Source organism: Butyricimonas faecalis, from assembly GCF_003991565.1.
Lineage (GTDB): Bacteria > Bacteroidota > Bacteroidia > Bacteroidales > Marinifilaceae > Butyricimonas > Butyricimonas faecalis.
The window spans coordinates 3,226,397-3,251,898 of the sequence record NZ_CP032819.1; the positions used below are offsets into that span (position 1 = coordinate 3,226,397).

20 protein-coding genes and 1 tRNA gene are annotated in these 25,502 nt (G+C 42.9%); 7 read left to right on the forward strand and 14 right to left on the reverse strand.

Annotated elements, in window-relative coordinates; translation table 11 throughout:
* Nucleotides 1-130 precede the first annotated feature (130 nt).
* From D8S85_RS13775 to D8S85_RS13790, 4 genes are read left to right on the forward strand one after another with little or no spacing between them, the layout of a single operon-like run.
* Nucleotides 131-3,310 carry a SusC/RagA family TonB-linked outer membrane protein gene (locus tag D8S85_RS13775; RefSeq protein WP_106481174.1) on the forward strand — a complete coding sequence of 1,060 codons (3,180 nt, stop codon included), beginning with the start codon at nt 131-133 and terminating at the stop codon, nt 3,308-3,310.
* A gap of 18 nt (nt 3,311-3,328) precedes the next feature.
* The gene (locus D8S85_RS13780; protein ID WP_106481175.1) at nt 3,329-4,840 is read left to right on the forward strand and encodes a RagB/SusD family nutrient uptake outer membrane protein; all 1,512 of its coding nucleotides are present in this window, start codon (nt 3,329-3,331) and stop codon (nt 4,838-4,840) included.
* Between the two features lie 16 nt (nt 4,841-4,856).
* The gene (locus tag D8S85_RS13785; RefSeq protein WP_106481176.1) at nt 4,857-5,537 is read left to right on the forward strand and encodes a DUF4843 domain-containing protein; all 681 of its coding nucleotides are present in this window, start codon (nt 4,857-4,859) and stop codon (nt 5,535-5,537) included.
* Nucleotides 5,538-5,548: 11 nt separating this feature from the next.
* The gene (locus tag D8S85_RS13790) at nt 5,549-7,159 is read left to right on the forward strand and encodes a PKD-like family lipoprotein (protein ID WP_106481177.1); all 1,611 of its coding nucleotides are present in this window, start codon (nt 5,549-5,551) and stop codon (nt 7,157-7,159) included.
* A gap of 80 nt (nt 7,160-7,239) precedes the next feature.
* Here the strand turns inward: D8S85_RS13790 and D8S85_RS13795 are convergent, their stop codons facing one another.
* The 8 genes from D8S85_RS13795 to rbfA all read right to left on the reverse strand — a co-directional run bounded on the left by D8S85_RS13795 (nt 7,240) and on the right by rbfA (nt 14,352).
* Entirely contained in the window at nt 7,240-8,751 is a 1,512-nt protein-coding gene (locus D8S85_RS13795; protein WP_228423229.1) for a COG3014 family protein, read from the reverse strand.
* 12 nt (nt 8,752-8,763) lie between these two features.
* Nucleotides 8,764-9,360 (reverse strand): penicillin-binding protein activator LpoB, encoded by a 597-nt coding sequence (locus tag D8S85_RS13800; RefSeq protein ID WP_106481178.1) that lies wholly within the window; start codon nt 9,358-9,360, stop codon nt 8,764-8,766.
* 110 nt (nt 9,361-9,470) lie between these two features.
* On the reverse strand, nt 9,471-10,337 hold the full coding sequence (locus D8S85_RS13805; RefSeq protein ID WP_106625112.1) for an N-acetylmuramoyl-L-alanine amidase-like domain-containing protein: 867 nt from the start codon (nt 10,335-10,337) through the stop codon (nt 9,471-9,473).
* A gap of 77 nt (nt 10,338-10,414) precedes the next feature.
* Nucleotides 10,415-11,437: a phenylalanine--tRNA ligase subunit alpha gene (gene pheS / locus D8S85_RS13810; protein WP_106481179.1), complete on the reverse strand. Its 1,023-nt coding sequence runs from the start codon at nt 11,435-11,437 to the stop codon at nt 10,415-10,417.
* 89 nt (nt 11,438-11,526) lie between these two features.
* On the reverse strand, nt 11,527-11,949 hold the full coding sequence (locus tag D8S85_RS13815) for a VanZ family protein (RefSeq protein WP_106481180.1): 423 nt from the start codon (nt 11,947-11,949) through the stop codon (nt 11,527-11,529).
* A 1-nt stretch (nt 11,950) separates the two neighbouring features.
* Nucleotides 11,951-12,778 carry a peptidylprolyl isomerase gene (locus tag D8S85_RS13820; RefSeq protein ID WP_106481181.1) on the reverse strand — a complete coding sequence of 276 codons (828 nt, stop codon included), beginning with the start codon at nt 12,776-12,778 and terminating at the stop codon, nt 11,951-11,953.
* 14 nt (nt 12,779-12,792) lie between these two features.
* Nucleotides 12,793-14,001, reverse strand: a complete 1,209-nt coding sequence (locus D8S85_RS13825) for an ABC transporter permease (RefSeq protein ID WP_106481182.1) — start codon at nt 13,999-14,001, stop codon at nt 12,793-12,795.
* Nucleotides 14,002-14,013: 12 nt separating this feature from the next.
* Nucleotides 14,014-14,352, reverse strand: a complete 339-nt coding sequence (gene rbfA, locus D8S85_RS13830; RefSeq protein WP_106625113.1) for a 30S ribosome-binding factor RbfA — start codon at nt 14,350-14,352, stop codon at nt 14,014-14,016.
* Between the two features lie 93 nt (nt 14,353-14,445).
* On the opposite strand from rbfA, the gene D8S85_RS13835 reads away from it, so the two are divergent.
* Nucleotides 14,446-14,518, forward strand: a tRNA-Pro gene (locus tag D8S85_RS13835).
* Between the two features lie 95 nt (nt 14,519-14,613).
* Here D8S85_RS13835 and D8S85_RS13840 read toward each other — a convergent pair.
* The 5 genes from D8S85_RS13840 to D8S85_RS13860 form a co-directional block, all read right to left on the reverse strand.
* On the reverse strand, nt 14,614-15,150 hold the full coding sequence (locus D8S85_RS13840; protein WP_127075256.1) for a hypothetical protein: 537 nt from the start codon (nt 15,148-15,150) through the stop codon (nt 14,614-14,616).
* A 258-nt stretch (nt 15,151-15,408) separates the two neighbouring features.
* A complete protein-coding gene (locus tag D8S85_RS13845; protein ID WP_106481184.1) occupies nt 15,409-17,616 on the reverse strand; it encodes a leucine-rich repeat protein in 2,208 nt (735 codons plus the stop codon).
* A gap of 564 nt (nt 17,617-18,180) precedes the next feature.
* Entirely contained in the window at nt 18,181-18,717 is a 537-nt protein-coding gene (locus D8S85_RS13850; protein WP_127075258.1) for a hypothetical protein, read from the reverse strand.
* A gap of 76 nt (nt 18,718-18,793) precedes the next feature.
* Entirely contained in the window at nt 18,794-19,231 is a 438-nt protein-coding gene (locus D8S85_RS13855; protein WP_127075260.1) for a hypothetical protein, read from the reverse strand.
* Nucleotides 19,232-20,011 (reverse strand): DUF1573 domain-containing protein, encoded by a 780-nt coding sequence (locus D8S85_RS13860; RefSeq protein WP_172726521.1) that lies wholly within the window; start codon nt 20,009-20,011, stop codon nt 19,232-19,234. It lies immediately after the preceding gene.
* A 521-nt stretch (nt 20,012-20,532) separates the two neighbouring features.
* Between D8S85_RS13860 and D8S85_RS13865 the strand changes: the two genes are divergently transcribed.
* Both D8S85_RS13865 and speA read left to right on the forward strand, forming a co-directional pair.
* Nucleotides 20,533-21,996, forward strand: a complete 1,464-nt coding sequence (locus D8S85_RS13865) for a hypothetical protein (protein ID WP_106481188.1) — start codon at nt 20,533-20,535, stop codon at nt 21,994-21,996.
* Between the two features lie 155 nt (nt 21,997-22,151).
* Nucleotides 22,152-24,044, forward strand: a complete 1,893-nt coding sequence (speA, locus tag D8S85_RS13870) for a biosynthetic arginine decarboxylase (RefSeq protein ID WP_106481189.1) — start codon at nt 22,152-22,154, stop codon at nt 24,042-24,044.
* A gap of 499 nt (nt 24,045-24,543) precedes the next feature.
* Here the strand turns inward: speA and D8S85_RS13875 are convergent, their stop codons facing one another.
* Complete coding sequence (locus tag D8S85_RS13875) at nt 24,544-25,362, reverse strand: KilA-N domain-containing protein (RefSeq protein WP_106481191.1); 819 nt, start codon at nt 25,360-25,362, stop codon at nt 24,544-24,546.
* Nucleotides 25,363-25,502 lie beyond the last annotated feature (140 nt).

Consider the following 25,502-nt stretch of genomic DNA (forward strand, 5'->3'; position numbering starts at 1 on the left):
TTTTAGATTAAATATACCTAATTTTAGGGATTGTCCCCATTTTTCATGTACTATATTTTTGTCGACCGTTAATGGATAAAATTTATTATTCGGGAAGATTAAGGAAATAAGTAACAAATAATCCAATCAAATGATGAAAAAACAAAGGATTCAACAACTATACAAAAAAGGGAAGGTGTTGATTTTATTGATGTTTTGTGGATTCTGTTGTTCTTCTTTTTCGATTTATGCGCAGGATTCAACACGCATAAATTCGAAACAAGAGCTTCGAATCCATGGAAAGGTAACAGATAAATGGAAAAATCCTTTGCCGGGGGTAACCGTGCGGGTAAAGGATGCCTTGCTTGGGGTCGCAACGGACAAAGATGGGAAGTATGTTATTGTCGTGCCGGGAAAAATAATGAAGCCCGTGTTATTATTTTCCTTTGTCGGGATGACCTCTAAAGAGGTGCCTTATTTGGGAAATAGTGAAATAAACGTAACCTTGGAGGAGGAACAAGCGAAAATAAATGAGGTGGTGGTGACGGGTATGTTTAATCGCCGGGTGGAAAGTTTTACAGGTTCGGCTACCACCTTTAAGCAAGAAGATATTTTGCGGGTGGGGAATCAAAATTTGATCAAGAGTTTGAAAAATCTGGATCCTGCATTCCAGATTATAGAAAATCTGGAATATGGTAGTGACCCGAATCGTATGCCTACAGTGCAATTGCGAGGACAGACTTCATTCCCCAATTTGCAGGGAGAGTATGAGAATAATCCGAATCAACCTTTATTTATTCTGGATGGTTTTGAGACAACCTTGGAGAAAGTGTATGATCTTGATATGAACCGGGTGGCTAGCGTTACGTTGTTGAAAGATGCGGCTGCGAAAGCAATTTACGGTTCGAAAGCCGGGAATGGAGTGGTCGTAATTGAGACGATTCGTCCAAAATCAGGAGAATTGCGGGTGTATTATTCCGGTGATTTCGGGATAGAAGCACCGGATTTAACCGGTTATGATTTGATGAATGCCGAGGAGAAGTTGGCGTATGAGGTACAGATTGGCATGTACGGGCCTTCGAGAGGATTGATCACGGCTTATGATTCATACAAGAAAGTGTATGATGATGTTGTGCGAGGGGTGGACACTTACTGGCTTTCAAAACCTCTTCGTACGGGATTCAGTAATAAGCATTCCGTGACATTAGAGGGTGGGGATGAGCGAATGCGTTACCAGTTTGGCCTGTATTACAATAATGTGGCAGGTGTGATGAAAGAATCAGATCGTAGTACATTGAATGTCAACACGACACTTTCGTATTCATATAGAAATCTTCTTTTCCGGAATACGATAGAGTTTTCTCGAAATTGGTCGAAGAATTCACCTTACGGAAGTTTTTCAGAATATACATCATTGAATCCCTATTGGGCTCCATATGACGAGGACGGGAATTTGATCAAAGAGTTCACGGTTCACAAGGGGCAAAGTGATGAGAGTATTTACGAATATCATTATTATAATCCGCTTTATAATGCTACGTTGAATACGAAAGACGAGTCCGGTTATACGGAAGTACAGGATAATTTTTCGGCAGATTGGCGTATTGACGAGGCTTTGCGTGTGATCGGGAGTTTTGGATATTCCCGCAGGGAAGGAAGTGCGGATGTTTTCTATCCGGCCAGTCACACGAAATTTATCTATTATGACAAGAACGGGATGAGCGACCGGAAAGGGCAGTATTCGAAGAGAGATGAGGCTTCGGAGCGAGTGTCTTTGCAAGCGGGAGTGAATTTCAATAAAACTTTTGGAGAACATCTGCTTTTTGCCAACGTGACTTGGAATGTGTCGACCTCGCGAGCCATGTCAACAACGGTGGTAGCGGAAGGATTCGGTAACGATTACATGGATGATATTTCTTTTGGGACAAATTACGAGAAAAATGGTAAACCGCGGGGGAGTAATAGTAAATTGCGGGAGATTGGTATTATCGGTGCTCTCAACTATTCATATGCCGATCGTTATCTTTTTGATGCCTCGCTTCGAAGAAGTGCCTCTTCTGCCTATGGAAAAGATAGTCGTTGGGGTACATTTTGGTCTCTGGGTGTGGGGTGGAACCTTCACCACGAGCGTTTTCTGGAGGCAAATGAATGGATTCGTACTCTAAAGTTGCGGGCTTCGTTGGGATACACGGGAAATCAAAACTTGGACCCTTCGCAATCTAGGGCTCGCTACAAGTATTATGACTATACGTATAGTGATAAAATCGGTGCGCAATTGGTGGCTATTCCCAATGATAAGTTACAGTGGCAGAAGAATAAGGATTACAATTTCGGGTTAGATTTATCCCTCAAGCGTTTCTTGATTCTTCGGGCGGATTACTATATTCAACGTACAGAGAATTTGCTTTCGAATATTTCAATACCTCCCTCGACGGGTTTTCGCAATTACATGGAAAACTTGGGTGTTATCGAGAATCGCGGGTACGAGATCTCTTTGCAGGTCACTCCTTGGCGCGATGAGAAGCGGGGTGCATATATTTCCTTGTCGGCCACCGGATTACATAATGATAACAAGATCAAAAAGATATATGATATTTTCAAGAATAGCAATGAGGAGCAGAATAACAATTATAAATATTTTGACGGGGGAGACGAAGATATCAGTTCTCCGGAGGTGATCAAGAAGTATATTAATCGTTTCACGAAACCGGCTACTCTATATTATGAAGGGTGTTCTATGACAGCCATTTGGGGAATGCGTTCTTTGGGTATTGATCCGGCATCGGGGAGGGAAATGTATTTAACGAAAGATGGAAAGAGCAATTACACTTGGAGTGCGGCTGATCAGGTTGTGATTGGTGATTCTTCTCCTAAATTGAGTGGGTCCTTGGGGTTGAACGCCGGGTATAAGGGGTTTAGTTTGTCCGTGTCGTGCAGCTATAAGTTGGGAGGCGACCTTTATAACCAGTCACTGATCTCTCGTGTGGAAAACGTGACCGGGTTGGAAAATCTCGACCGTCGGATACATAAGGCTTGGCAAAAGATCGGCGATGTGGCTCCTTACCGGGTAACGGTGTTCGATTCCCGGAATTCCAGTTACACGAAGCCTACCTCCCGTTTTATTCAAAAGAACAACGAGCTTTATATTTCTTCTATGAATATGGGATATGAGTTCTCGAAAGAATCATGGATCCGGCGGATTGCTTTGGATCGGTTGAAGGTTTCATTCTACATGAATGAATTGCTGCGTGTGTCGAGTGTTGATATTGAACGAGGGACATCTTATCCATTCGCCCGGAATTTTTCGTTTGAGTTACAAGCAACTTTTTAAATCATAAACAACAAGAGCATGAAAAGATTGAGTATCATAATGACGACGGTGTCCGTGTTCCTGTGCATGGCATGTGAAAACTGGTTGGACGTGAATGCTTCTTCTGAATTGGATCGTTCTGAATTGTTCAAGAGTGAGAACGGTTACGGGGAGGCATTGATCGGTGTATATGCCAAGTTGTGCGATAAATCGTTGTATGGGCGGGAACTTACTTTCGATATGGCAGATGTATTGGCGGGCTATTATAAATTAACATTAACTACCGGCAATGGCTATTGGTACCGGTATAGTTATGCCGATCCATCGAATACGAATGCAGTGAATTGGCATGAGAATTATACGGAAGATATTTGGAGTAACATGTACGCGCAGATTGCGAATTTGAATTCTCTGTTGGAGACGATAGATGCGAACAAACACGTGTTCTCGGACGACAATTATAATCTTATAAAAGGTGAGGCCTTGGGACTGCGAGGGTTTCTCCATTTTGAGTTGTTACGCTTGTTTGCGGCGGCTTATCCACTTGGCAAAGACAAGGTGTCGATTCCTTACGTGACACATTTGACGCATTCTGTAACACCGTTATTTACGCAAGAAGATGCGATTTCGGCTATGTTGTCCGATTTAACCAACGCCAAGACTCTGATGGCCAATGATCCGATCCGTTTGGGAACGACTCCGGCCTCTTGTTTGGCTTCTTTGCCTTCCGGTGAATTTTTAGCAGACGATAAGATCCCGACTTGGCACAATCGTCGTTTCCGGTTTAATTATTACGCGGCTGTGGCTACGATGGCACGGGTTTTCTTGTGGAAGGGCGACCGGGAAAACGCGTTACTTTGTGCGCAGGAGGTAATTCGTGATCAAGAGACAAAATTTCCCTGGGTACTAAAGGAGAATTTGATACATGTTGGGGATGTGAATACGGCAAATAATTTTCGAAATCAAGATCGGGCTTTTGCAACGGAACATATTTTTGCGTTGAACATTACGGATTTAAAAGATTGTATGGATGGATATATTCAGGGAGGACTTGAAGATTTTTCTACGGTTGATACTAGATTGGGAGCTTCAAGCGAGGACCGATCTGCAGTATACGAGGAGAATACGGCTGATGTGCGCTACCAGTATTGGTTCGAGCCCTACATGAATTATTTCCTGATTGCGAAATTTTACCAAAATGCGATCGTTGCCCGCTATTTTCAGGAGCGATTACCCTTGATCCGTTTGTCGGAGATGTACTACATTGCAGCAGAGTGTGCGGTTTCAACTTCGGATGGAGTGGATTATCTGGAAAAGGTGCGGATGAACCGCGGGTTGGTAAGCTTTCCATTGAATCGGTCGATGTCGCGAGAGGAACTTTTACAGGAGATTCGGAAAGAGTATCGGAAAGAGTTTTGGGGAGAGGGACAATTGTGGTTTTACTATAAGCGTAATTCGATCACCGATTTTTCGGAATACATGACGAATACCGATTTCTTTACTTTTAAGATTCCCGATGTAGAGGAATCAACGGCAGGACGGGAAAAATGATAAAAAATAGAAGACGATGAGAAATATATGGATCATAATTGCAATGCTCTTCGTGGCAGGAGCGTGCTCGAAGAGTGAGATTGAGACGTGGAGTGCTAAGCCGCGAGCAAGCTTTTACATGAGGAACGATACCGTTTCTTTTTCTTTCACGACGCAACCGGAAGGAACGACTGAAGGGGTTGTGAAGTTAGGTATTACGATAGCCGGGCGCTTGGCTGATGTTGATCGTCATATAGCTATCAAAGGATTGGGGGGAAGTCCTTCGAATCCGGGTTCGCGATATGAGATTGTGTCGGCAATTATTCCCGCGGGGAAGAAGAGGGGAGATGCTTTGATAAAAGTGTACAAAACAGATAATCTCGACATAGCGAATGATACGCTGAGTTTCGAGGTGGTAGCTTCTGAGGAATTCGAGGTCGGCGAGGAGGATCACTTGCGCAATGCCGTGATCGTGTCAAACTTGTGGACACAACCCTCTTGGTGGGATAACTATCACCTTGGAGAGTATTCCGTTAAGAAGTTGGAGATTATTTATCAGGTATTAGGCTCCACGAAGGTATTTGAGAACGTGAAGAGTTGGTATGATGATGATGTGCGAATCGCTATTTATAAATTGAATCGCTATTGCAAGGATAACAACGTGAAATATAATCCTGAAGACGAGAGTGTTATTCAATTTGAATCAGGAAGTAAATAAATAGGTTAGTTATGAGTAGATTATATATTATATTTTTAACATTGTTTCTCCTTTACGGTTGTTATGACGACAAGGGGAATTACGACTACAAGACCTTGGATAGTCTTTCTATTACGCTACCAAGTAAAACCTACTCTTGTCTTTTCGGAGAAAAATTGCAGATATCCCCGACAATCGAGACAACAATTCCCGAAACCGATTTGATTTACGAGTGGGAGTTTTACGGGAAGGATGGTGATAATTATTGGAGTCGTTATTTTCCCGTGTATAGGGGGAAAGAATTGGATTATACCTGTCTCTATAACGACACGTTGTTGCCGGGAGAGGGTACCTATTCACTACGTCTGAACGTGACACAAAATAGTACGGGACGCCACTTTTATTCGGAAACAATAAGCGTGAAACTTGACTTTCAATTAAGTCATATCGGGGCGATGATACTCCATGGTGATGGTATCTCGTCGGATATCGGGATTGTCGTGGCGGATGAATTTCAAATTGTTAAACCGGAATCTTCTGCCGCTCCGGAAGTTTACCCACATTTTTATTCGAATGCCAATGCTGGTGAAAAAATCGATGGGCGTGGACAATGGATCATTCAGAACTGCACGAAGAGTTCTTATAGATATCCTGAGAACATCTTCGTGATCGCTGTCACGGATAAAGAGGCTGTTCTGGCCCATAGCAAAAGCCTTTTGAATAACGGGAGTTGGAATGATTTGTTTAATGGCGGTTTAAATCAAGGGAAACCGGAGAATGTGGTGATCAACAGCATGTCGTTTATGGCCTTCGATGGCGGGGACGTGTTTAAAAAAACGTCGACAGAAGTGTTGTTCGCCGTGCCTTTGTATGCAGCTGCTGATCATGAATATGATTTTGATCCTCGTATTTTGCCTTTTTCTCATCACACGTACAGGGATATCCTTCGGGCCCTGTTATTTGACCGGGCAAAACGTGGTTTCGTCGCTGTCATTGGAAGTGCCGGGTTAAATAGTTTTAATAAGTTTCTAGCCTTGGATGCTACCGTTGGAGCAGGGAGTGTAAATGCTCCATTCAATCCCGGAGACATGAAAGCAGATCTGGTTCACATGGATCTCGGAGGATTGGGAGACCACGTACTTGCCGTGATGAAGAATGATGACGGCGAGTATTTCATGGTAGAGATGGATGTTTCGGTGAAGACTGCTCCGGAGACACCTAAATTCAAATATGACCTGATGCATGTAGAAGATGTAAAGAATAATCGTGTGATTGATTGGGCATTTGGGAGTACTTTTATGAACATGTGTTATTTTGCAACACCGGAAGGAGTGTATCGATTCACGGTAGATAACGGCAAAACTATTCAGCCCGAACCCTTGATGACGGCAAATAATGCCAAAGTCCAGTTTGATGGTAATATTACCATGATGAAAATATTGAAACCGGATATTTTCTCTGGGAACAATAATGATGTGTACTATAAGTCTAACGTGGAGATGGTGGTCGGCACGTATGGAGGAACTTCCGGTTCAGGAATTCTTTATAGTATAGAGTTGGATCCTTTGTCCGGGAGAGTGTTGTCGGTTCAGGAATATACAGGGTTTGACGAAATATACGATGTAAATATAAAAGGTTATTGATAACAAATTTAAATTATTGTCATTTTTCGGTACTCCCCTCATTTTACGTTTGTAAGGTGGGGGAGCTTGTAAAAGGATCATTAGTATTGTCTGGAATCCATGGATTGGAATACGTGGAAGCGAGTTTTACGTCCACCGCCTTCGATGGAGAATTGTTCCGTGTGTTGAGAACCGTTTCGGGCATTCAAGCGAAGCGTGAGATTATTTGTTCCGTTGGATAATGGCAGGCGGGTGTAGGAGATGGAATAAGGTAGTGTTTGCCAGTTGCGGGTATCTGCTTTTTCGGTAAGGCTGTTAGCAATGCCGACAGCAAAGCCTAGCCATTCGTTTTGCTTGCGGGCGGAATACTCCAGTCCTTTTTTGGCAGCCACCCGGAGAAGGGAATTTGAAAATTCCCGTACCATTCGATCCCGTAAGGTTTTAAACGCGATTTCATTGATATTTTCGGCAAGTTCCAGCGGGTACGAGTGACTCCCTGTCACGAGAGTTCCCGTGGCGTAAAGCGGGGGACGTTCCATGTATTTAGGGAAGGCAACACGTAGGGTTTGCAGGTCGGCAATACTTTGCTTCTCGTTATCGCTGTATCTTGAGCCGAAAAAGAATGGGAACGAGAGTCCGAGAGCTTCATTGTGAAATACAACAGCTCCGTCTCCTCTTTTTTGCTTGACAAAGTTTACGCTCCATTCTGCTTTCACGGGGCCCATACCGTTCAGCCAGAAGAACACGAGTTGTCCGTTAGCAGGCGTTGGGGTATGTGTGTATGTCGTGTTGAACTCTTTCTCGTATTGTTTCAATTCTGCCATGAAACCGCAATTATAGGCGGTACGCATCAAATCCTGCTTTAGCTGTTCCGGGGCCTTCACGCCGAAGTTTTTGATGTAGTCGGACTGGTAGATCTCGTAAGCATTTCGGTAAGCGATGAAAGCATTGTTGTAATCCCCCGTGGCATCGTAGATCAGTCCCATTAATAAATGGGCGAAAGCATCTCGTTGATACCGGTTTTTGTTATCGGGATACTTGTCATTTAACCGGTTGAGTTTGATATTGATTTTGCGGACTTCGACCAAGGCGCCTTCCATGTCATTCAAGTCGATATAATTCAAGGCTTTGTAGAAGTTAATCATGATAACTTCGAAATCTTCCGGTCGATAAGGGCGTGCTTCCGGGTTGGTAATCAAGGCTGCCGCTTCGGCTCCGACGTTACTGTGATACTCGTCGATCAGGTTTTCGGCTGTCTCGAAATATTGATTACTGTGGGTGGGATTGCCAAGCATGAATTCCACGTATCCTTTGTTGAGATAATAGAGAATACGGTTTTTGCCCGTGGCTTGTTTTTTATCTTTGTCAAGCAGTTTATTGGCTTTCTCGAAATTTCCCATGTTGACGGCTGCTTGGAAATCAGCCGTTCGCTGGTACCAGGTGGCACATCCGGAGAAGAGAAAAACGAGAAGAACAATTAAAAATTGAACGTTGAAAATGGAGAATGAATGATTTACCTTCTCCAATTCTCCTTCTTCGGGAAGGGGAGATGTGATGAGTGAGCACTCTTTCCCTTTATTAAGGGGTGTTGGAGAAGGTAACGATATTTTCATCCGTTGGAATGATTACAGTATTCGGTCACTGATTTGTTTTTTGATCTTCTTGTCTCCCATCCAGACAACCTCGTTGGTCTCGATATTCGTGAGTTGCAGGTCGATCTGGTAAGTTACGACTTTTTGTTTCTTGTATGCATCGACAATGCTATTGATTGTTCCTTGCAAGATAAAATCGGCACCCAGTTCTTTCCCCCACTTTTTGGTGGTTTCCGGTGACGCGTAATCTTGTTGTTCGGCTCTTTCTTTTCGAAGTTCATTCCGTTTTTCTCCGGCAACGACCAAACGGATGTTACCATCCCGGATAATTGCTTTCTCGATGTCTTTGATAAAAGTCTCAGAGTTGATGTGTTCATGACTTTTGTTTTCCACCAGTCCGACTACCACCACCGGGCGTTTGTCGTTTGCTTTCGTGTATCTGGGAAGCCAGGCAGAGGTAAGCACGTCTCCGATCATTTCCTCGGAAACAAGCCGCGAGTCACTATCATTCCAGCGTCCGCTAAGGTCGATGGTTTCATTCGGGTCTACCCGTGTGATTTTTCGATTAGCACATCCGTTAATCAAAGCAATGGTCAACACAACAAGTGTTCCGATAAATATTCTTCTCATATTCCGTTGTTTTAAGTTTTTATTCAATTTCCACGATCACATTGTGTGCTCTTGTAAAAGTTTATAACAATAATTTTACCAAATATACGTATTACTCGGTTTTGTGGATGTTAATTAGATTTAAAATTGATGAGACGCCCGATCATTATGCCAGAATGTGATGTGATTCGTTGTAGGTAGTCGGGAAGTGTTTCCGTCGTAATGGACACTTTTTTATCGGATACCGAGGCATGAAGCAGGTATACTTGTCCCTCATTTTCAATGGCAATGCCCACGTGAGCCGTGTCGAGCCCTTTTTTCTTCGTGGTGATCAGTATAATGTCCCCGGTTTTGATTTGTCCCGCGAAAGGAAGCACTTTTTCTTTCGGGATATAGTAATACGCTCTGCCGTTAATTGCCTTTTCGATATCAATTATTTTTGTTACGAGGGTGGAATCCTGTATTAGGGCCGGGTATTTTTTCCAGTTTTGAGAGATAAATGATACTTTATTGGGAAAAGGAATACCCCCTTTTTCTTTCGTGATATCTTCCAATATATTTCGGCAGGTCATCTCGTATAACCAGTCGGAAGAGTAGTGTAGACGTGACGTGTAATCGACTATTTCCCCGTTCCGGTATCGAATTTCCTGCAAATTCTTTTGGAATTGAGGAATACTTTCTTCTTCGTACTTATCTAGTCGTGCCAGGGCAATGACGTTGTCGACGAAAGTCACGCAATCAAATTCTTGTAGATCGACAACCAGTTCCTCTTGGGGATTGATGTCCAAAGTTCCTCCTGCGTAAGGCGTTTCGAGAAAATAGCGTCCGATGGCGACTACTTTTTCGTTGAGCGGAAGTTTGTTGATTTCCTTTTGATTGGCGTATTCGAAAAAATGTTTTAACAAAGTTTGATCTTTCTGATGCACGGAATCAACGGGAGAGCAAGCAAAAGCTCCGAATGAAAAGGTGATCAGGAATAGAAAGACTAAATTCTTCATAGCAACCGGTGTTTGCGAATAAAAAATGAGGAGTCGTGTTACCGACATCCTCATCTCTCTTGTGTTGTGTTTATATATTATTTGCCTGCGGCCGAAAATTGTTCAAGGAAACGGATGTCGTTCTCGAAAAAGAGGCGTATATCCTTAATGCCGTATTTTAGCATGGTGATACGTTCGATACCCATACCGAGTGCAAACCCGGTATATTTTTCCTTGTCTATACCATTTAGTTCCAAAACATTGGGGTCAACCATTCCACACCCGAGAATTTCCAACCATCCGGTTCCCTTACACACGTTGCAACCTTTTCCATGACATAGGGTACAGGAAACGTCCATCTCTGCCGATGGCTCCGTGAAAGGGAAGTATGACGGACGGAGACGAATTTGCGTGTCCGGTCCGAAAAGTTCTTTCGCGAAATAGGTAAGTGTTTGCTTTAAATCGGCGAATGAAACATTCTCATCGATGTAAAGAGCCTCAATCTGATGGAAAATACAATGTGCCCGGGCCGAAATTGCTTCGTTACGGAACACTCTTCCGGGAGTAACCAAGCGAATCGGGGGACGGTGAGCTTCCATATCTCGCACTTGCACGGATGAAGTATGCGTGTGTAGCACGATGTCCGGATTCTTGCTGATAAAGAACGTATCCTGCATGTCACGAGCCGGGTGTTCTTCCGGGAAGTTCAACGCGGAAAAGTTATGCCAGTCATCCTCGATTTCCGGTCCTTCGGAAATGGTGAATCCAAGTTTATTGAAGATTGCCAGAATTTCATTTTTCACGATAGCTAACGGGTGACGGGTTCCCAATTTTAAGGGATCTCCCGGCATCGTCAAGTCTATGCCGCTTACATCTTCTTCCGCGTTAGAAAGTAACTCTTTCAACTCGTTGATTTTTGCCAAAGCCGTGTTCTTCAATTCATTTAATTCTTGTCCCATGGCTTTTTTCTGATCCGCGGGTACGGTTTTAAAATCATCAAAGAGAGCAGCGATAGTTCCTTTTTTGCTTAAATGCTTGATTCTGAACTGTTCTACTTCTTCTAGGCTCTTTGCCTGGAAGCCGGCTATTTCAGCACTGAGTTGTTTTATCTTGTCTAACATCTTCTCAAAATTTGAAATCTTTGGTGGACAAAGTTAATAAAAAGTCTTGTAATCTTCCATTTTAATGGACAAGATTTTCCCCGGAGTGGTTATACTTTCCGGTTTTTTAGTTTCTTGTATAGGTAATCAACAAATTTGTCTTTCTGTTTTTTCGCCGTGGGGTATAACAGACAGCCGACCACGCCCCCGAGGACATCGGCAAACAGGTCCCACCAATCTCCACCCCGGTTGAAGTATTTGAATTGCAGGACTTCGATAAGTCCCCCGTATATAAAACTGAAGCTGATGGTGATCATGTAAATCTTCCGTAAAGATAGTTGGGTTTGGTAACGGAGTTCGCTACACAGGAAAATTGACATGATGAAAAACATCCCGAAATGCACAACTTTATCAAGATGAGGGATATTCAGTTTCGGGTCAGGAATCGAATCTGATGGAATGGCGCATAAGAAAAAGATTACTCCTGCCCAGATAATATTTCTCCCTAGTAAGGAGTATTTGCGTGGTATCATGTTACTCTATTATTTTTACACTGATTATTCTTACGTCTTTGAACGGACGATCCTGTCTATCCGTGGGTAGAGCGGCAATTTTATCCAGAACATCGAAGCCTTCGATGAGTTCTCCGAAAACCGTGTACTCTTTATCCAAGTGGTGAACTCCGCCTAACGTGGTGTATGCCTTTCTTTTTTCATCATCCATGTAGAGTTTGTCCGTGTTGTTTTCCCATTCGAAATTGATGTCCGATTTGATCTTTTCCGCAATAGCCCGGAATTCAGGTACTTTCTTTTGCGCCCTCAAGGTGTCAAGAATAGCTTTTTTTTCCGGTGTATAATACTTTTTCTGGATGGCTTTTTTAATGGGGACGTTTATTGATTTCTCGATTTTGTCCAGTTCTTCCGGCGTGTATTTTTTACCGACCACGAAATAGAATTGTGCAATATCCGATTCTTTGAAGACATTTACCCGGTCCGGTTGGCGAGGAGCGGCTAGGGCTCCTTTCTTGTGATAATGGTGAGGCTTGATCTCCGCGTCGATCGTGACGCCTTTACCGTAGCCGATGGCTTGTCCGGCAATGGCATTTCGACTGTCTGAAGAACCTCCTTGTATCACGAAATTTTTAACAACACGATAAAATAATGTCCCGTTATAATGGCCGGATTTTGCCAGCCGGATGAAATTATCCCGGTGCAAGGGGGTATCGTTGTATAGTTTTGCTTTTAAGTTTCCCATGTTGGTTTCGATTAAAACAACATGCTCTTTCTCCTGACTTCTTGACATCAAGGGAAGTAGGGCGAACGTTAGGGATAAAAGTGAGAGCGTTAAAAGTTTATGATACATGGTGTGATTCTTATTTATGATTTGACGATTTTGTTTACGAGATATTTTACCGGGAAACGCGAGGCCAGATAACCGATGGTGATCACCGTGACCATGATAATCAGAATATCCGATGCGATGACTTTTACCGGGTACGCGCTGACAATGTAGCTCCCGTTGCCGAGTGTAATAAACCCGTAATATTCTTGTAACAAGCATAATATAGTACCTAGAACCAGTCCGATCAAAGCCCCGAGTCCGGTAATCAAGTTACCTTCCAACGTGAAAATCGAGGTTATTTTTTCTTTGCTCATCCCGAGAGCCTGGTAAATCCCGATATCTTCTTTTTTGTCAATGATGAGCATTGATACAGAACCGATAATATTGAAGGATGCGATTAACAGGATGAATAGCAGGATTAGGAAGACTGCCAGTTTCTCCGATTTCATCATGGCATAAAAGGATCGGTTCAAGTCATATTTATCCTCCACTTTGTACGTCGGTTGTAATTGCACGGATAGCTCTTTTTTTAATGACTCCGTTTGGTCCGGGTCTTTTAGCTTTATCTCTATTTTAGAGATTTGTCCCGGAACTCCGAATAGCTCCCTTGCTGTTTCTATTCCGGTGATCACGTATTTACCGTCAATATCCTGTTGTGCCGAGAATATTCCGAGAGGATATATTTGTTGGCTGTTTAGTGCAGAACTTGATGCGGAGGAAGCTTTTCGATCCGGGTAGTAGAACGTGACGGGGGAGAGGCTGCCCAATCTGATTTTTAAAGCTGCGGCAATACCGTAGCCCATGACTACGGCTGGTTTACCGTCTTTTTCGAGAGAGTAAATACCACCAACAATGGAAGGGCGTATATTTACGTGTTCGGCATAAGTCGAATCGACTCCTTTTACAACTACCGGAACTAGCTTGTCCCCGAATTTCACGAGAGAATTTTCTTCCACGACGGGATCGCAGGAAGAGATTTCCGGCATACGAGTTAGTCGATGAATTAGAATCGTGTCGGTCGTAATGAATTTCCCTTTTGCCGGGGCAATCGTAAGGTCCGGGGTGAAACAGTCGGTAGCTTCCGTGAGGAGCGTGTCGATTCCGTTGAACACGGAGAGTACGACAATAAGAGCCGTAGTGCCAATTGCGACACCGACCATGCTGATGATGGAAATGATGTTTATGGCATTCTGTTTCTTTTTTGAAAACAGGTATCTCCGTGCAATGAATATCGACAGATTCATCGTGGACGCGGGTTATTGTTTCAACAGAGAATCGATTTTATCGATGTAATCGAGGCTATCGTCCACGAAAAATTTGAGCTCCGGGATGATTCGTGTTTGTTTGCCAATCTTCTTTCCAAGGATAAAACGAATGCTTTTGTTTTTTTCCGTCAAGCTCTCCAGAACCTTTTCCGTCAAGCTCGATGGGAATATACTAAGGTAAACTCTGGCATACGACATATCCGGGCTAACTCGCACTGCTGTAACGGATAACATGGCGCCTGCGGTGAATTCTTTACACTCTTTCTGAAACATTTCGCTTAGGTCCCGTTGGATTAAGCGACCAACTTTATTTTGTCTAATTGAGTCCATATCTGAAGAAAAATATTTTATGCGATAAAATTTTTTACAAATATAGTGATTATAATTGATACTTTTATTATCTTTGCCCTCGCAAAACAGGAACGAGATGTAGCGCAGTTGGTAGCGCGCCACGTTCGGGACGTGGAGGCCGCTGGTTCAAGTCCAGTCATCTCGACAAAAAATAGACGCTCTGATCATCAGAGCGTCTTTTTTTATTAACTCGCATAACACTTTCTGAGTGCTCCACCTATTTTTGCACGTGAGCCCTTTTTACATCTGAATTGATTGAAAAATACTTATTGCAAACATGAATTTTAGATGTTTAATTTTTTGATCGTTACCGATGATATTCCATTTTAATGATTTTTTAAATTTTGTTTCCATTTCAAAGAATCTATCAGCAGAAAATTTAGATAACACGGGATTCTTCTTGGCAAATGAAAATTCCATTTCGATAATATTCCCGCTTTTATCTAGAACAACCCAAATCCCAAATGTTCCTCTTACCGTTTTTAGTTGATCTAGTTCTTGTGGTGTGAAAGAGTTTTTAAATATCTTCATGAGATATTCAAAATTAAATTTTGGTTCACTATTTACCCCGTACTCTTCTGGGACCTGTTTACCATCATCAAAATACATACTAGGAATGGTATCCTTGTTTTGAATATTTCTCATTTTAATTGCGCTTAATATGAATACCCGTTCATAACTAGCGTTTTTACCTCTAAGAGTATCCTTGGGAAATGATCGTGCGTTTAAGTTTAAGACAATTGCTGTCAATATTAATGTTAATAATGTTACTTTCATGATATTCATTTTTTCATTTAATTTTTATGTTAGATTTTTAACGGTCTAGCACAACAATTTGAGAAATAAGCATTTAGCTGATTATTTGAGAAATAGCGATAACGAATTGGCAACCGTACGATTTTCAATCGTTATGCTGTCAAATAACTCAATGTAAATTTAATTAATTTATAAGATATACCAAAGTGTACGTTAAAAAAAGACGGGCAGCACAAAGGCAACCCGTCTTAAAGTTCTTCCGATAGGATTCGTGATTATTTACTCAATATTCTCGAAATAATCGTTCCAAGAACTACTCTTATAAGTATCTATATATGCGGTCGGCACCGTCAGACGAGACATCTGATTAGTGGGGAATGCTCCATCATTCAGTGTCGGCGGAGTAGTCGCCCGACATTCCACGAAGCGCAAGTTGTTACAACTACTAAATGCCCATGATTTTATTTCCGTTAAAGACGCGGGCAACGTAATGGATGTGAACGGGCATCCACTGAACGCATAGTTCCCAATCGTTTCCAAATCATATGGGAATGCAACTTCTTTCAAGTTCTCGCATGTGTAGAAAGCCCAGTCCGGTATGTCTTTGATTTGCGTTCTGCTCATATTTATCTGCTTTAATGCGGTGTTATAAAAGCAATTCTTTCCTATTTCTGTCAAACCGTCAGGTAGAATGTTTTGCCCGTAATCGGGAAAGGTGCAGTAGGTTAACGACGTACAGCAATAAAAAACACCTTCTTTCATTGCCGTTATGCCATCATGCAGATAGACCTCCCTTAATCCATGACAAGAAGCGAACAAGTCTTTCGACAGTACGGTAACCCCTTTGGGAATGGTAATGTGGTCCAAGGAGGGGCAGGATGAGAATGCTCCTTCTCCAATAGACGTAATGCCATCGTGCAGATATATCCGCTCCAGGTTCTCACAGAGAGTGAAACACCAGTTAGGAATTTCCTTTACCGTTGCCGGAATACGGATTTCTACAATGTCGCTATTGTAGAACGTACTTTGGTACAAGGAGGTCAAGCCGTCAGGAATAGTGAAAGATGTCAAAGGTGTACCCTCCAATATCCAACCTCCAAGCGTTGTAACTGTAGAGGGAACATTCAATTTGTTCAAGGCCTTACACATGGCGAAGGCACAATTGTGGATAGTCTTCAGTCCTTCCGGCAGGATTACCTCTCTCAGCGTTGTGTTGTCGCTGAGCCCCATGCTGCTGTAAAAAGCCAAAGCCCTATACGGCAATTCTGTCAACGTGGTAGCCGAAAGGTCGAGCACTTCCAAAGTCGAAGCCATATTATTCCGGATATACGCAAAATCGTCTTCAGCCATATCACCTTTCCATGCCAAACGTTTAACGGTATTGTCCGTTATATCCGATTGGCTTTCCGCAACCGTACCATCGAAATACTTAATCAACCGGGAAGCGGTAACTTCCGTTCCGTTTGCAGCCACGAGAGCCACGCGCAACAAATAAGTGTCGGCAAGGCGAGTATTCTCCGTTCCCTTTATCGTAACTTTTGCGCTCCCTTCTACCAGTACGCCGTCTGTTCCGAATGTGGGTTTCGTTACGGTAACATTCCACCGGCTTTCGGAGCTTCGTGCCTGCACGTCTGCTCCGTTTGTTGCGGTTACGGTCGCTATGATGGAACGATAATCGCTTTCTTTGAGAGTGGCGGGGAGAACAAGTGTCAATTCATTATCGGAGGGCGAAGCGTAGAACACTTCGTCGCTCTCGAAAGCGATGGAGAAAGCGGCATATCTCGGCAGTTTGATTTTGGTTACACCGTCGGCAAGCGTCAATTCTACGTAAGCTTCGTTCGAGTTGTCGATACTGCTGAACATGGAATCCCCTTTATCACCTTGTGCTCCGGTGTCGCCTTTCTCTCCGGTGGCCTTTACCCCTGTTGAAACCCAAGTTGTGCCGTTATCGGTCGAGATTTCCCATTCGTTTGTATCTGTGTTGATGCGAACTTGCGGAGTGATAGCGTCCTCACCTTTGTCCCCCTTGTCGCCTTTCTCTCCGGTTACGGGTATTTTGTTTCCATTGTCAAGCAGCCACTCGCCATTCAGCGTCCAGTAGCATTTCCCGTCTGTGTCCTGCTTTACGCTGATAACGGGCGTTGTTCCGTTATCGCCCTTTTCTCCGTGCTTGATGGTTATATTACCGCTTTTGAGGAATGAAATGACGTAGCCCGTTCCATCATCAAGAGGTGTCACTGCTGTAACATAATCCTTGTCTTCAAGGGCTTCGACAAGGCTTTTCAATGATTGGATGTCCGTGTTGACGGATTTTTGCCATTCCTCAAGGGTTTTTACCCGATTTTTAAGGTTCTCAATGTCGCCTCTGAGTTCTGAATTGTCGTAATCATCCCAACAAGAGGACAACCCGAACATGCAAGCACACATAATAGAGCACGCAATCCATGCCTTACGGATGGTTCCCGTCTCGATAAATTTCTTTTTCATACTGATGAAAAGTGTCTTTCCAGTTCCTCAAAGACCTTTAAAAACACCGAAAGCGTGGAACTGCAATGCCACGTCTTAGTTTGAAGGTCGTAGGAAACCCGTATACAGATGTAGTAATAGCAGTCCACGCTATAGCGTAAGAACCACCATGCAAATCCTTGTATATACTCTTCTGAAAATTTCCTACGTTTTCAAACTACAAGATAGGCATAACGCTTCTTTTTTAATCTAATATGTCCTTTGAGAGGACCTTTCCTCTTCATTTGCAAAATTAGCTAAAAAAATTGAAAAGGCTCTGAACTTTTCCGTTTTTTCCATCTGCTGATAAAATATTCGGTACATTCTATAGCTGAAATCTGCTTTCTTGTCATCAGTCTTGTCGGTGGTGAACCTTCGCTTGTATTCCTTCCGATAGAGTTCGCCCTCTGTAGGCTTGACGATATGCAAAACCGATGATTTGGAAATTCAACGCTTTCATGACGGCATGGTTGATTCTCTGCGTTTCGCACTGCCTTTCGTCACGTAGAATTTTGCCCAAATTTATTTTCTCGCTATCTGTTTATTTTACATTCGAGCTGATTCCGAAATACTTATGGCTAACAAAAATTTTAGATGTTTTATTTTCTTATCATTATTATCAATATCCCATTTTAATAATTTTTTAAATTTTGTTTCCAGTTCGAAGAATCTATCGGCAGAAAATTGAGATAACACGGGATTTTTCTTCGAGAATGTGAATTCTATTTCAATTATATTTCCATTTTTATCAAGAACAACCAATAATCCCAATATTCCTCTTTCTGTTTTTAGTTGATCTTGCTCCTGTGGAGTCAGAAAGTCTTTAAACACCTCCATAGGATATTTAGAATTGAATTTTGGTTCACTTGTCGGCCAGTATTCTTCTGACACTTGTTTACCATCATCAAAATACACAAAACTAGAGGTGTCCTTGTTTTGGATGTTTCTCATTTTAATCGCGCTTAATATGAATTCCCGATGATAACTAGCGTTCTTCCCTCTAAGAGTATCCTTGGGGAACGACCGTGCACTTGAACTTAGTGCAATAATTGTCAATATTAATGTTAATAATGTTGTTTTCATGTTATGCGGATTCAACTCGGCAATGCAACTTTTCATTTTGGACGAATCAAATTGTAATTTTTCCCATGGTCTCCTTTTAATCTTCCCTTGAACATTTTTCCCGCGATGGTAATAAAACATGTCCGGTGGGTACTAATTTTAGAATGAATCTACCATGGATATGTGGGTTATCTCCTCGTAATAGTGAGTTCTCGTGTTTCCAGCATCCTGTTAAGTAGTCATACACGTCATCAGATATTTTCAGTTCTTTTGCCGTGAAATCCCATGATAGCGAATCCTTGTATCGTAAATGACGTGTCATGCGTTGGTGTGCTTTCATGTAAGCCGTTTCTTGTTGGTCGATCACTCCTGGTTTATTTAAATCTCCTTCACAAGTTATAAATGCAGAATCTGCATATAATTGCTCGTAATATGTCCTTTGGCGTGCTGATGGCGTGCAATTTATTACAAGCCCGACACACAAGTAAGCTATAAATCTCCTTTTGAGGAGAAAACATGTATAATTTCTTTTCATCTACTTTTCTTTAACATGACATTTGATAAACACGGTTTTTAAGGGAGTTGTAGGGTCGTTTGTTACTAGGCGGATTTCTTGCCAGAACGAACCGGCTAATCCCTCTGGGGTAAATTTAGCGTGTAACGTGGAGGATTTCCCTGGTGCAATTATAGTATCATTGAGTTCAGTCATTACACATGAACATGTTACTTCTACTTTTCTCACGATTAAATTCGAATACCCATCATTTCGAATTTCCACGTCAAATGCAACAGGAACCTGCTTACCTTGATCAAACTGGAACGTGATGGAATCTTGGTTTAATATTCCGCGTGGAGCTTTATCCGGTAATACGTTTTCAAAATTATCTACTACGATACCGCTAACTTTTATTCCGGTCATCAGAATCTCGCCGTCACATTTGAGATATTCGGCATAAAGAAATTCTCCATATGGATTATCATGTTGTGGTGAGAATGTCACTAATAAAGAATCCACGTGTCCTCCCGGTAGGATGAACGTTTGTGTTGCTGGCACATGCTTTTTACCTTTGTGGTATGTTACCTTTAAACCGGTATTTTCCTCTGGATTTTCCATAATGGATAGGGAAACCGGTTTTTGAGTCGGGTTAAAAATGCGTATCCATTTTTCTTGAACTTCGTTCATTTGTACTACTCCTAATTCCAACCATTCCTCGCTTAATAACAAACGTCCGATCGGGACTGTACATGTTGCCCTGTAATCTGCTTTTTCCTCGCATCCGGAAAAAAGCATGTACAACAACACTATGCCTATCATGATCATTTTTTTATGAGAGGGAAATGCTCGTTCGTTCATAAATACATCATTTAGGTTAGACAATAACTCCTGAATTACAAATCTAAATAAAATGTTTTAATTGAAAAAAAGAATTGCAAATCATTATCACTAGCAGATCACTTCCGGTTACAAGATTTTTAGTATGCTTATAAATCCTTGATAAAACGCTATTCCGTATAGCGTTTTAATAGGGTTTTAATAGCGTTCTAATAGCGTTTTACACGGTAGTGATCCGGATGTAATCATGTGTTTATTTTCATTTCGTGCATTAAATCGGACTTAATGCCGGATGATTTCACACGGAAACCTTTTCTACTTCTTTCCGAATTCTAGTGTGGTTTACTTGTTTTCATGCTCCAACTCTTCCATCACCTCGTGTCAAGCCGGTTCGAGGCGGGTTCCCGGGCTCAAAACGCTGAAGGAGGGAGGGGGTTAATTTGCTGTAAATTCGTATATAAATTCCTTATTTTTTTTCGTACCTTGCGTTGTAATTTTGTGATATGATAGATATTCAAGTTAAGTTGCATGATCGCTACTCCTTGGAATGTAAGGTCGGTTATTATGTCGATCGGGACAAGGGAGAGAACGAGTTCAGAATGAACACGTGGTTTTTCGTACCTCATAGTTTGGATATTAATGCCTCGACTTATCCCAAGGATGCTTTTTACCGGGATCTGAAATCCAACGTGCGTTTGATTACCCCGATCTACACCTTGGAGGAGATCGCGCGGGGAGAATGGACGCCTTTTGTTTTCCTGGAGGATGCGTTCCTGCATTTGGTGGCGGATGGGACGAGGGAGGCGTTGGGCTTTTACGAATACCAGATTAAGATGTTTACTTCCATCTTTAAAAGCGCCCTTCGGGGGATGGCGGGAGAGACGATTCATCACGAGGTGGAAAGTGGTGAACGGGGAGAGATGGTCGATCGGTATGTTGAATACGTGCGATTGATCGTGAAACGATACCGGGATTTGAAGGCTATTGTTGACAAGCCGGGGATTCCCCGGGAGGCGTTGAATTATTTCTCTTTCGGGGATGAGTATCTTTCTAACCTGGTGGAGTTTCATACGTTCAAATTGCTGGACGGATTGAAGACAACTGATTCGAGGTGTTATGACCGGGAGGTGAAATCATTGTTGTCGTTGGTACGTTCGGAGATTGATTATAAGAAACAGAACGGTTATCTCGTGGCCGACCCGAAGAGTAAGGACCGGAATCGGACGGTGATCTATCGGCGGGGAATGCTGAAAAAATACGCGGAGAGCGATTTGTTCTTGAAGGCATCGAAAAAGAGAGACGGGGTGCTAGTGGAGCAGATATATTATAGTATCGCGGCAGGGCTTTCGATGATATTTGCCACGGTGGTAGCTTTTTCATTTCAGAAGAAGTACGGGAATTTCACGATGCCGTTGTTCGTGGCTTTGGTGGTGAGCTATATGCTGAAGGACCGGATCAAGGAGTTGATGCGTTTTTATTTTGCTCACCGGTTGGGGAAGAATTATTTTGACCGGAAGACAACGATCAGTATGAACGAGAGAGTGGTCGGGTGGATCAAGGACGGGGTGGACTTTATCTCGGAAAGGAAAGTCCCGGAGGAGGTTATCGAGCGAAGGGCCCGGCCGGATCTGTTGGAGGCGGATAATCGGAATGGCGGGGAGAAAATTATTCTTTACCGGAAATGGGTACAGCTCAACCCGGAGGCGCTCGACGAATATAGTCAGTACGATATTGCCGGGGTGAACGAGATCTTGCGTTTTAACGTGGGGAGTTTCGTGCAGAAGATGGACGAGCGGGACTACGAGCTGTATGTGCCGAAGGGCGAGTCGGATTACGGTCCGATCAGGGGAGATAAGATATATTATCTTAATTTCCTGATACAATTGCAACACGGGGAACAGGTCGAGTACAAGCGTTACCGTTTGGTGATCGATCGGGACGGCATTCAGGAGATCCAGAGGATGTGAGGTTATTTAACGGGATTGTAATTCTGCCTGGCGTATCCCGAGAGCGTGAAATCCAATGGCTAAAATCGTGAAATCCTAGGCGATAAAGTATATAATATTGAAAATATGTTGTAGCTTTGCGGGACAATCAATCTTAATGAGCTTATAGAATAGAAATGAGAAAATGGAGTATTGACGATTCAGCAGAACTGTACAATATTAACGGTTGGGGGCTGAACTATTTTTCGATTAACGAGAAGGGACACGTTACTGTAACACCGAAAGTCGGGGGACCGAGAATTGACATCAAGGAATTGATGGAGGAACTCCAGGTGCGGGATGTATCGGCTCCCGTGTTGTTAAGGTTCCCGGACATCCTTGATAACCGGATCGAGAAAATCTCTAGTTGTTTTCAAACAGCGGCGACGGAATATGGTTACACGGGTAAAAATTTTATCATTTATCCGATTAAAGTGAACCAGATGCGCCCCGTGGTGGAAGAGATTGTCAGTCACGGGACCAAGTATAATATTGGTCTTGAAGCAGGTTCTAAACCGGAATTGCACGCGGTGTTGTCGATTGATATTGACGACGACGCGATGATTATCTGTAACGGTTACAAGGACGAGAATTATATCGAGTTGGCTCTTTTGGCCCAGAAAATGGGACGAAATATATACTTGGTTGTCGAGAAGTTGGTTGAATTGAGAAATATCGCGAAGATCTCCAAACGCTTGAAAATTCGCCCGAATATAGGCATCCGTATTAAGTTGGCCAGTTCCGGGAGTGGGAAGTGGGAAGAGTCGGGAGGAGATGTCAGCAAGTTCGGGGTGAATTCGAGCGAGTTGCTGGAAGCCATGGATATTCTGGAGAAGAATAAGATGACGGATTGTTTGAAGTTGATCCATTTCCATATCGGTAGCCAGGTGACCAATATACGTCGCATCAAGACGGCGTTGAAAGAGGCTTCCCAGTTCTACGTGCAATTGAAAAATTTAGGGTACAATATACGTTTCGTGGATATCGGCGGGGGATTAGGCGTGGATTATGACGGGACACGCTCGGCCACGAGTGGAAACAGCATGAACTACTCGATTCAAGAGTACGTGAATGATGCCGTGTCCGCGCTGGTGGATGCCTGCGAGAAGAATAACCTGGAGCAGCCGAATATTATCACCGAGTCGGGACGTTCTCTGACGGCACATCACTCCGTGTTGATTTTCGAGGCGCTTGCCAGTACAAGTCTGCCCGCTTTCGATGAAAACGAGGAGATCGACGAGAATGCTCACGAGCTGGTGAAGGAGTTGTATGATTTGTGGGAGAACCTGAATCAGCCCCGGTTGATCGAGACTTGGCACGATGCCATGCAGATCCGGGAAGATGCTCTCGGTTTGTTTAACCTTGGTTTGATCGACTTGTTTACCCGTGCCCAGGTGGAGCGGTTGTTCTGGTCGGTGGCCAGAGACGTGTATGACATGGCCGTGGCCACGAAGCATGCCCCGGACGAGTTGAAGAAGATTTCCAAGATGTTGCCGGATAAATATTTCTGTAATTTCTCGTTATTCCAGTCTTTGCCTGATTCATGGGCGATCGACCAGATATTCCCGATCATACCGATTTCCCGTTTGAACGAGCAGCCGACGAAATCGGCAACAATTCAGGATATTACCTGTGATTCTGACGGGAAGATCGATAATTTTATCTCGACGCGCAATTTCTCGTACCATCTTCCGGTACACGAGTTGAATGGCAAGGAGCCGTATTACCTGGGCGTGTTCCTCGTGGGTGCCTACCAGGAGATTCTTGGTGACTTGCACAACCTGTTCGGTGACACGAATGCCGTCCATATCAAGGTGAAAGGCGATGATTACGTGATCGATAAGGTGATCGAGGGAGAGACGGTGGCCGACGTGTTGGAGTACGTGCAGTTTATGCCGAAGAGGATGGCCCGCACGGTGGAAGTGTGGGTAACTTCTTCCGTGAAAAAGGGAATTATCTCGGCTGAAGAAGGACGTGAGTTCCTGTCCAATTATCGTTCCGGACTGTACGGGTATACCTATTTGGAATAATTCGATAGTTAATAATAAAATTGGAAGGTCGTGCCGAATGTGTTAAATGTCAATCGAGCACGATCTTTTTTTGTAAACACGCTATCGTGTAAATGTTAATTCCGATTTTGTTTTATCAGACAATCAGTGTGTTGGTAAAAATTCGTATTTTAACACTATTAAAATGCATGCAAGTGTTTGCAGGTAAAGAAAGATTTGTTAGTTTGGCATCGCTGAAAGAAAAAAGCCTCGTGCTGTCACAGCAGGAGGCAACCAATAACAAATTTATGAAAAAAAATTGAAGTCTTTTCTTGAAATCCGGTACAAAGGTATCGGCTTTTCTTTATATACAAAAAAATGAGTAGTTAAATTTCTGTTATATCGATTAATTTTCGATATACACTTTATATACGAGAACCGAGAGACAAAGGTTTGGATTGGCTCACGTGAAAAATTCTTTTTATGATGATAATCGACCGAATTCTTAGGCTATAAAACAAAGGTAGTATGTTGGCAATGATTATTTCAACAACTTTCTCTCTCCATTATCGCCGTTTTGCAGTACGCTCATCTGATGAATGGCTATCTGATTGAGTTTTAAAAGACGCTCTCCCTGCGGCATGCCCTGTTCGATGAACACAGCATTGAGGTTTTCCATGTTTGACAGACATATAAGTTCGTTGATGGCGGCATAATCCCGGATATTGCCTTTCAGGTCGGGATTGGCTTCACGCCATTGCTTTGCAGTCATGCCGAACATCGCCACATTCAACACGTCGGCTTCGTTGGCATAGATGATGCTTGCCTGCGCCCGAGTAACTTCTGCCGGGATAAGGTTTTGTTTTATGGCATCGGTATGTATGCGGTAGTTGATTTTCGACAGTTCACGCTTTGCCGACCAGCCGAGCAGTCTTTGTTCTTCGTTCTTCAGCCGCTGAAACTCTTCTATAAGATACAACTTAAAAGGCACACTGATTGCAGAACCGAATTCAAACGCAATATCCTTATGAGCGTATGTTCCTCCATAACGTCCTTTTTTCACAACGATACCAATGGCATTGGTACTTTCTATCCATTCGGATGCACTCAGTACGAAAGACGGCAGCCCCGCACTTTTCCTAAAGTGGTCGAATTCGACCACTTTAAAACCAGGATTATGAATAACCTCCCATGTGCCAAGAAATTCAATTGTATAGCGACCTCTTATCCAGTTCTTAATCACGTCTGCCGCTCTGCTGTCACCCTCTTTGGCAGAAGCCATGTCGGTAAGAGAGATATAATCCTGCTCTTCAAGATTGAGAACTGTAATCGGTGTATTTTGAACGATAATTTTCGCCATCGGGTCTATGCTTTGGTTTTCAGTCGTAAAGGTAGCTATAATTCACGAGATGATCTTCTTTCCAATGAATAATTTACAACGGATGGAAAGCAAAAATACGATAACGGACATTGTTTTTTTCAGGAATTGTTATGCCTTTT

Excerpts from the sequence above, each read along its gene's own strand:
- D8S85_RS13775 (WP_106481174.1), top strand. The coding sequence starts at position 131 with ATGATGAAAAAACAAAGGATTCAACAACTATACAAAAAAGGGAAGGTG.
- D8S85_RS13780 (WP_106481175.1), top strand. The coding sequence starts at position 3,329 with ATGAAAAGATTGAGTATCATAATGACGACGGTGTCCGTGTTCCTGTGC.
- D8S85_RS13785 (WP_106481176.1), top strand. The coding sequence starts at position 4,857 with ATGAGAAATATATGGATCATAATTGCAATGCTCTTCGTGGCAGGAGCG.
- D8S85_RS13790 (WP_106481177.1), top strand. The coding sequence starts at position 5,549 with ATGAGTAGATTATATATTATATTTTTAACATTGTTTCTCCTTTACGGT.
- D8S85_RS13795 (WP_228423229.1), bottom strand. The coding sequence starts at position 8,751 with ATGAAAATATCGTTACCTTCTCCAACACCCCTTAATAAAGGGAAAGAG.
- D8S85_RS13800 (WP_106481178.1), bottom strand. The coding sequence starts at position 9,360 with ATGAGAAGAATATTTATCGGAACACTTGTTGTGTTGACCATTGCTTTG.
- D8S85_RS13805 (WP_106625112.1), bottom strand. The coding sequence starts at position 10,337 with ATGAAGAATTTAGTCTTTCTATTCCTGATCACCTTTTCATTCGGAGCT.
- pheS (WP_106481179.1), bottom strand. The coding sequence starts at position 11,437 with ATGTTAGACAAGATAAAACAACTCAGTGCTGAAATAGCCGGCTTCCAG.
- D8S85_RS13815 (WP_106481180.1), bottom strand. The coding sequence starts at position 11,949 with ATGATACCACGCAAATACTCCTTACTAGGGAGAAATATTATCTGGGCA.
- D8S85_RS13820 (WP_106481181.1), bottom strand. The coding sequence starts at position 12,778 with ATGTATCATAAACTTTTAACGCTCTCACTTTTATCCCTAACGTTCGCC.
- D8S85_RS13825 (WP_106481182.1), bottom strand. The coding sequence starts at position 14,001 with ATGAATCTGTCGATATTCATTGCACGGAGATACCTGTTTTCAAAAAAG.
- rbfA (WP_106625113.1), bottom strand. The coding sequence starts at position 14,352 with ATGGACTCAATTAGACAAAATAAAGTTGGTCGCTTAATCCAACGGGAC.
- D8S85_RS13840 (WP_127075256.1), bottom strand. The coding sequence starts at position 15,150 with ATGAAAGTAACATTATTAACATTAATATTGACAGCAATTGTCTTAAAC.
- D8S85_RS13845 (WP_106481184.1), bottom strand. The coding sequence starts at position 17,616 with ATGAAAAAGAAATTTATCGAGACGGGAACCATCCGTAAGGCATGGATT.
- D8S85_RS13850 (WP_127075258.1), bottom strand. The coding sequence starts at position 18,717 with ATGAAAACAACATTATTAACATTAATATTGACAATTATTGCACTAAGT.
- D8S85_RS13855 (WP_127075260.1), bottom strand. The coding sequence starts at position 19,231 with ATGAAAAGAAATTATACATGTTTTCTCCTCAAAAGGAGATTTATAGCT.
- D8S85_RS13860 (WP_172726521.1), bottom strand. The coding sequence starts at position 20,011 with ATGATAGGCATAGTGTTGTTGTACATGCTTTTTTCCGGATGCGAGGAA.
- D8S85_RS13865 (WP_106481188.1), top strand. The coding sequence starts at position 20,533 with ATGATAGATATTCAAGTTAAGTTGCATGATCGCTACTCCTTGGAATGT.
- speA (WP_106481189.1), top strand. The coding sequence starts at position 22,152 with ATGAGAAAATGGAGTATTGACGATTCAGCAGAACTGTACAATATTAAC.
- D8S85_RS13875 (WP_106481191.1), bottom strand. The coding sequence starts at position 25,362 with ATGGCGAAAATTATCGTTCAAAATACACCGATTACAGTTCTCAATCTT.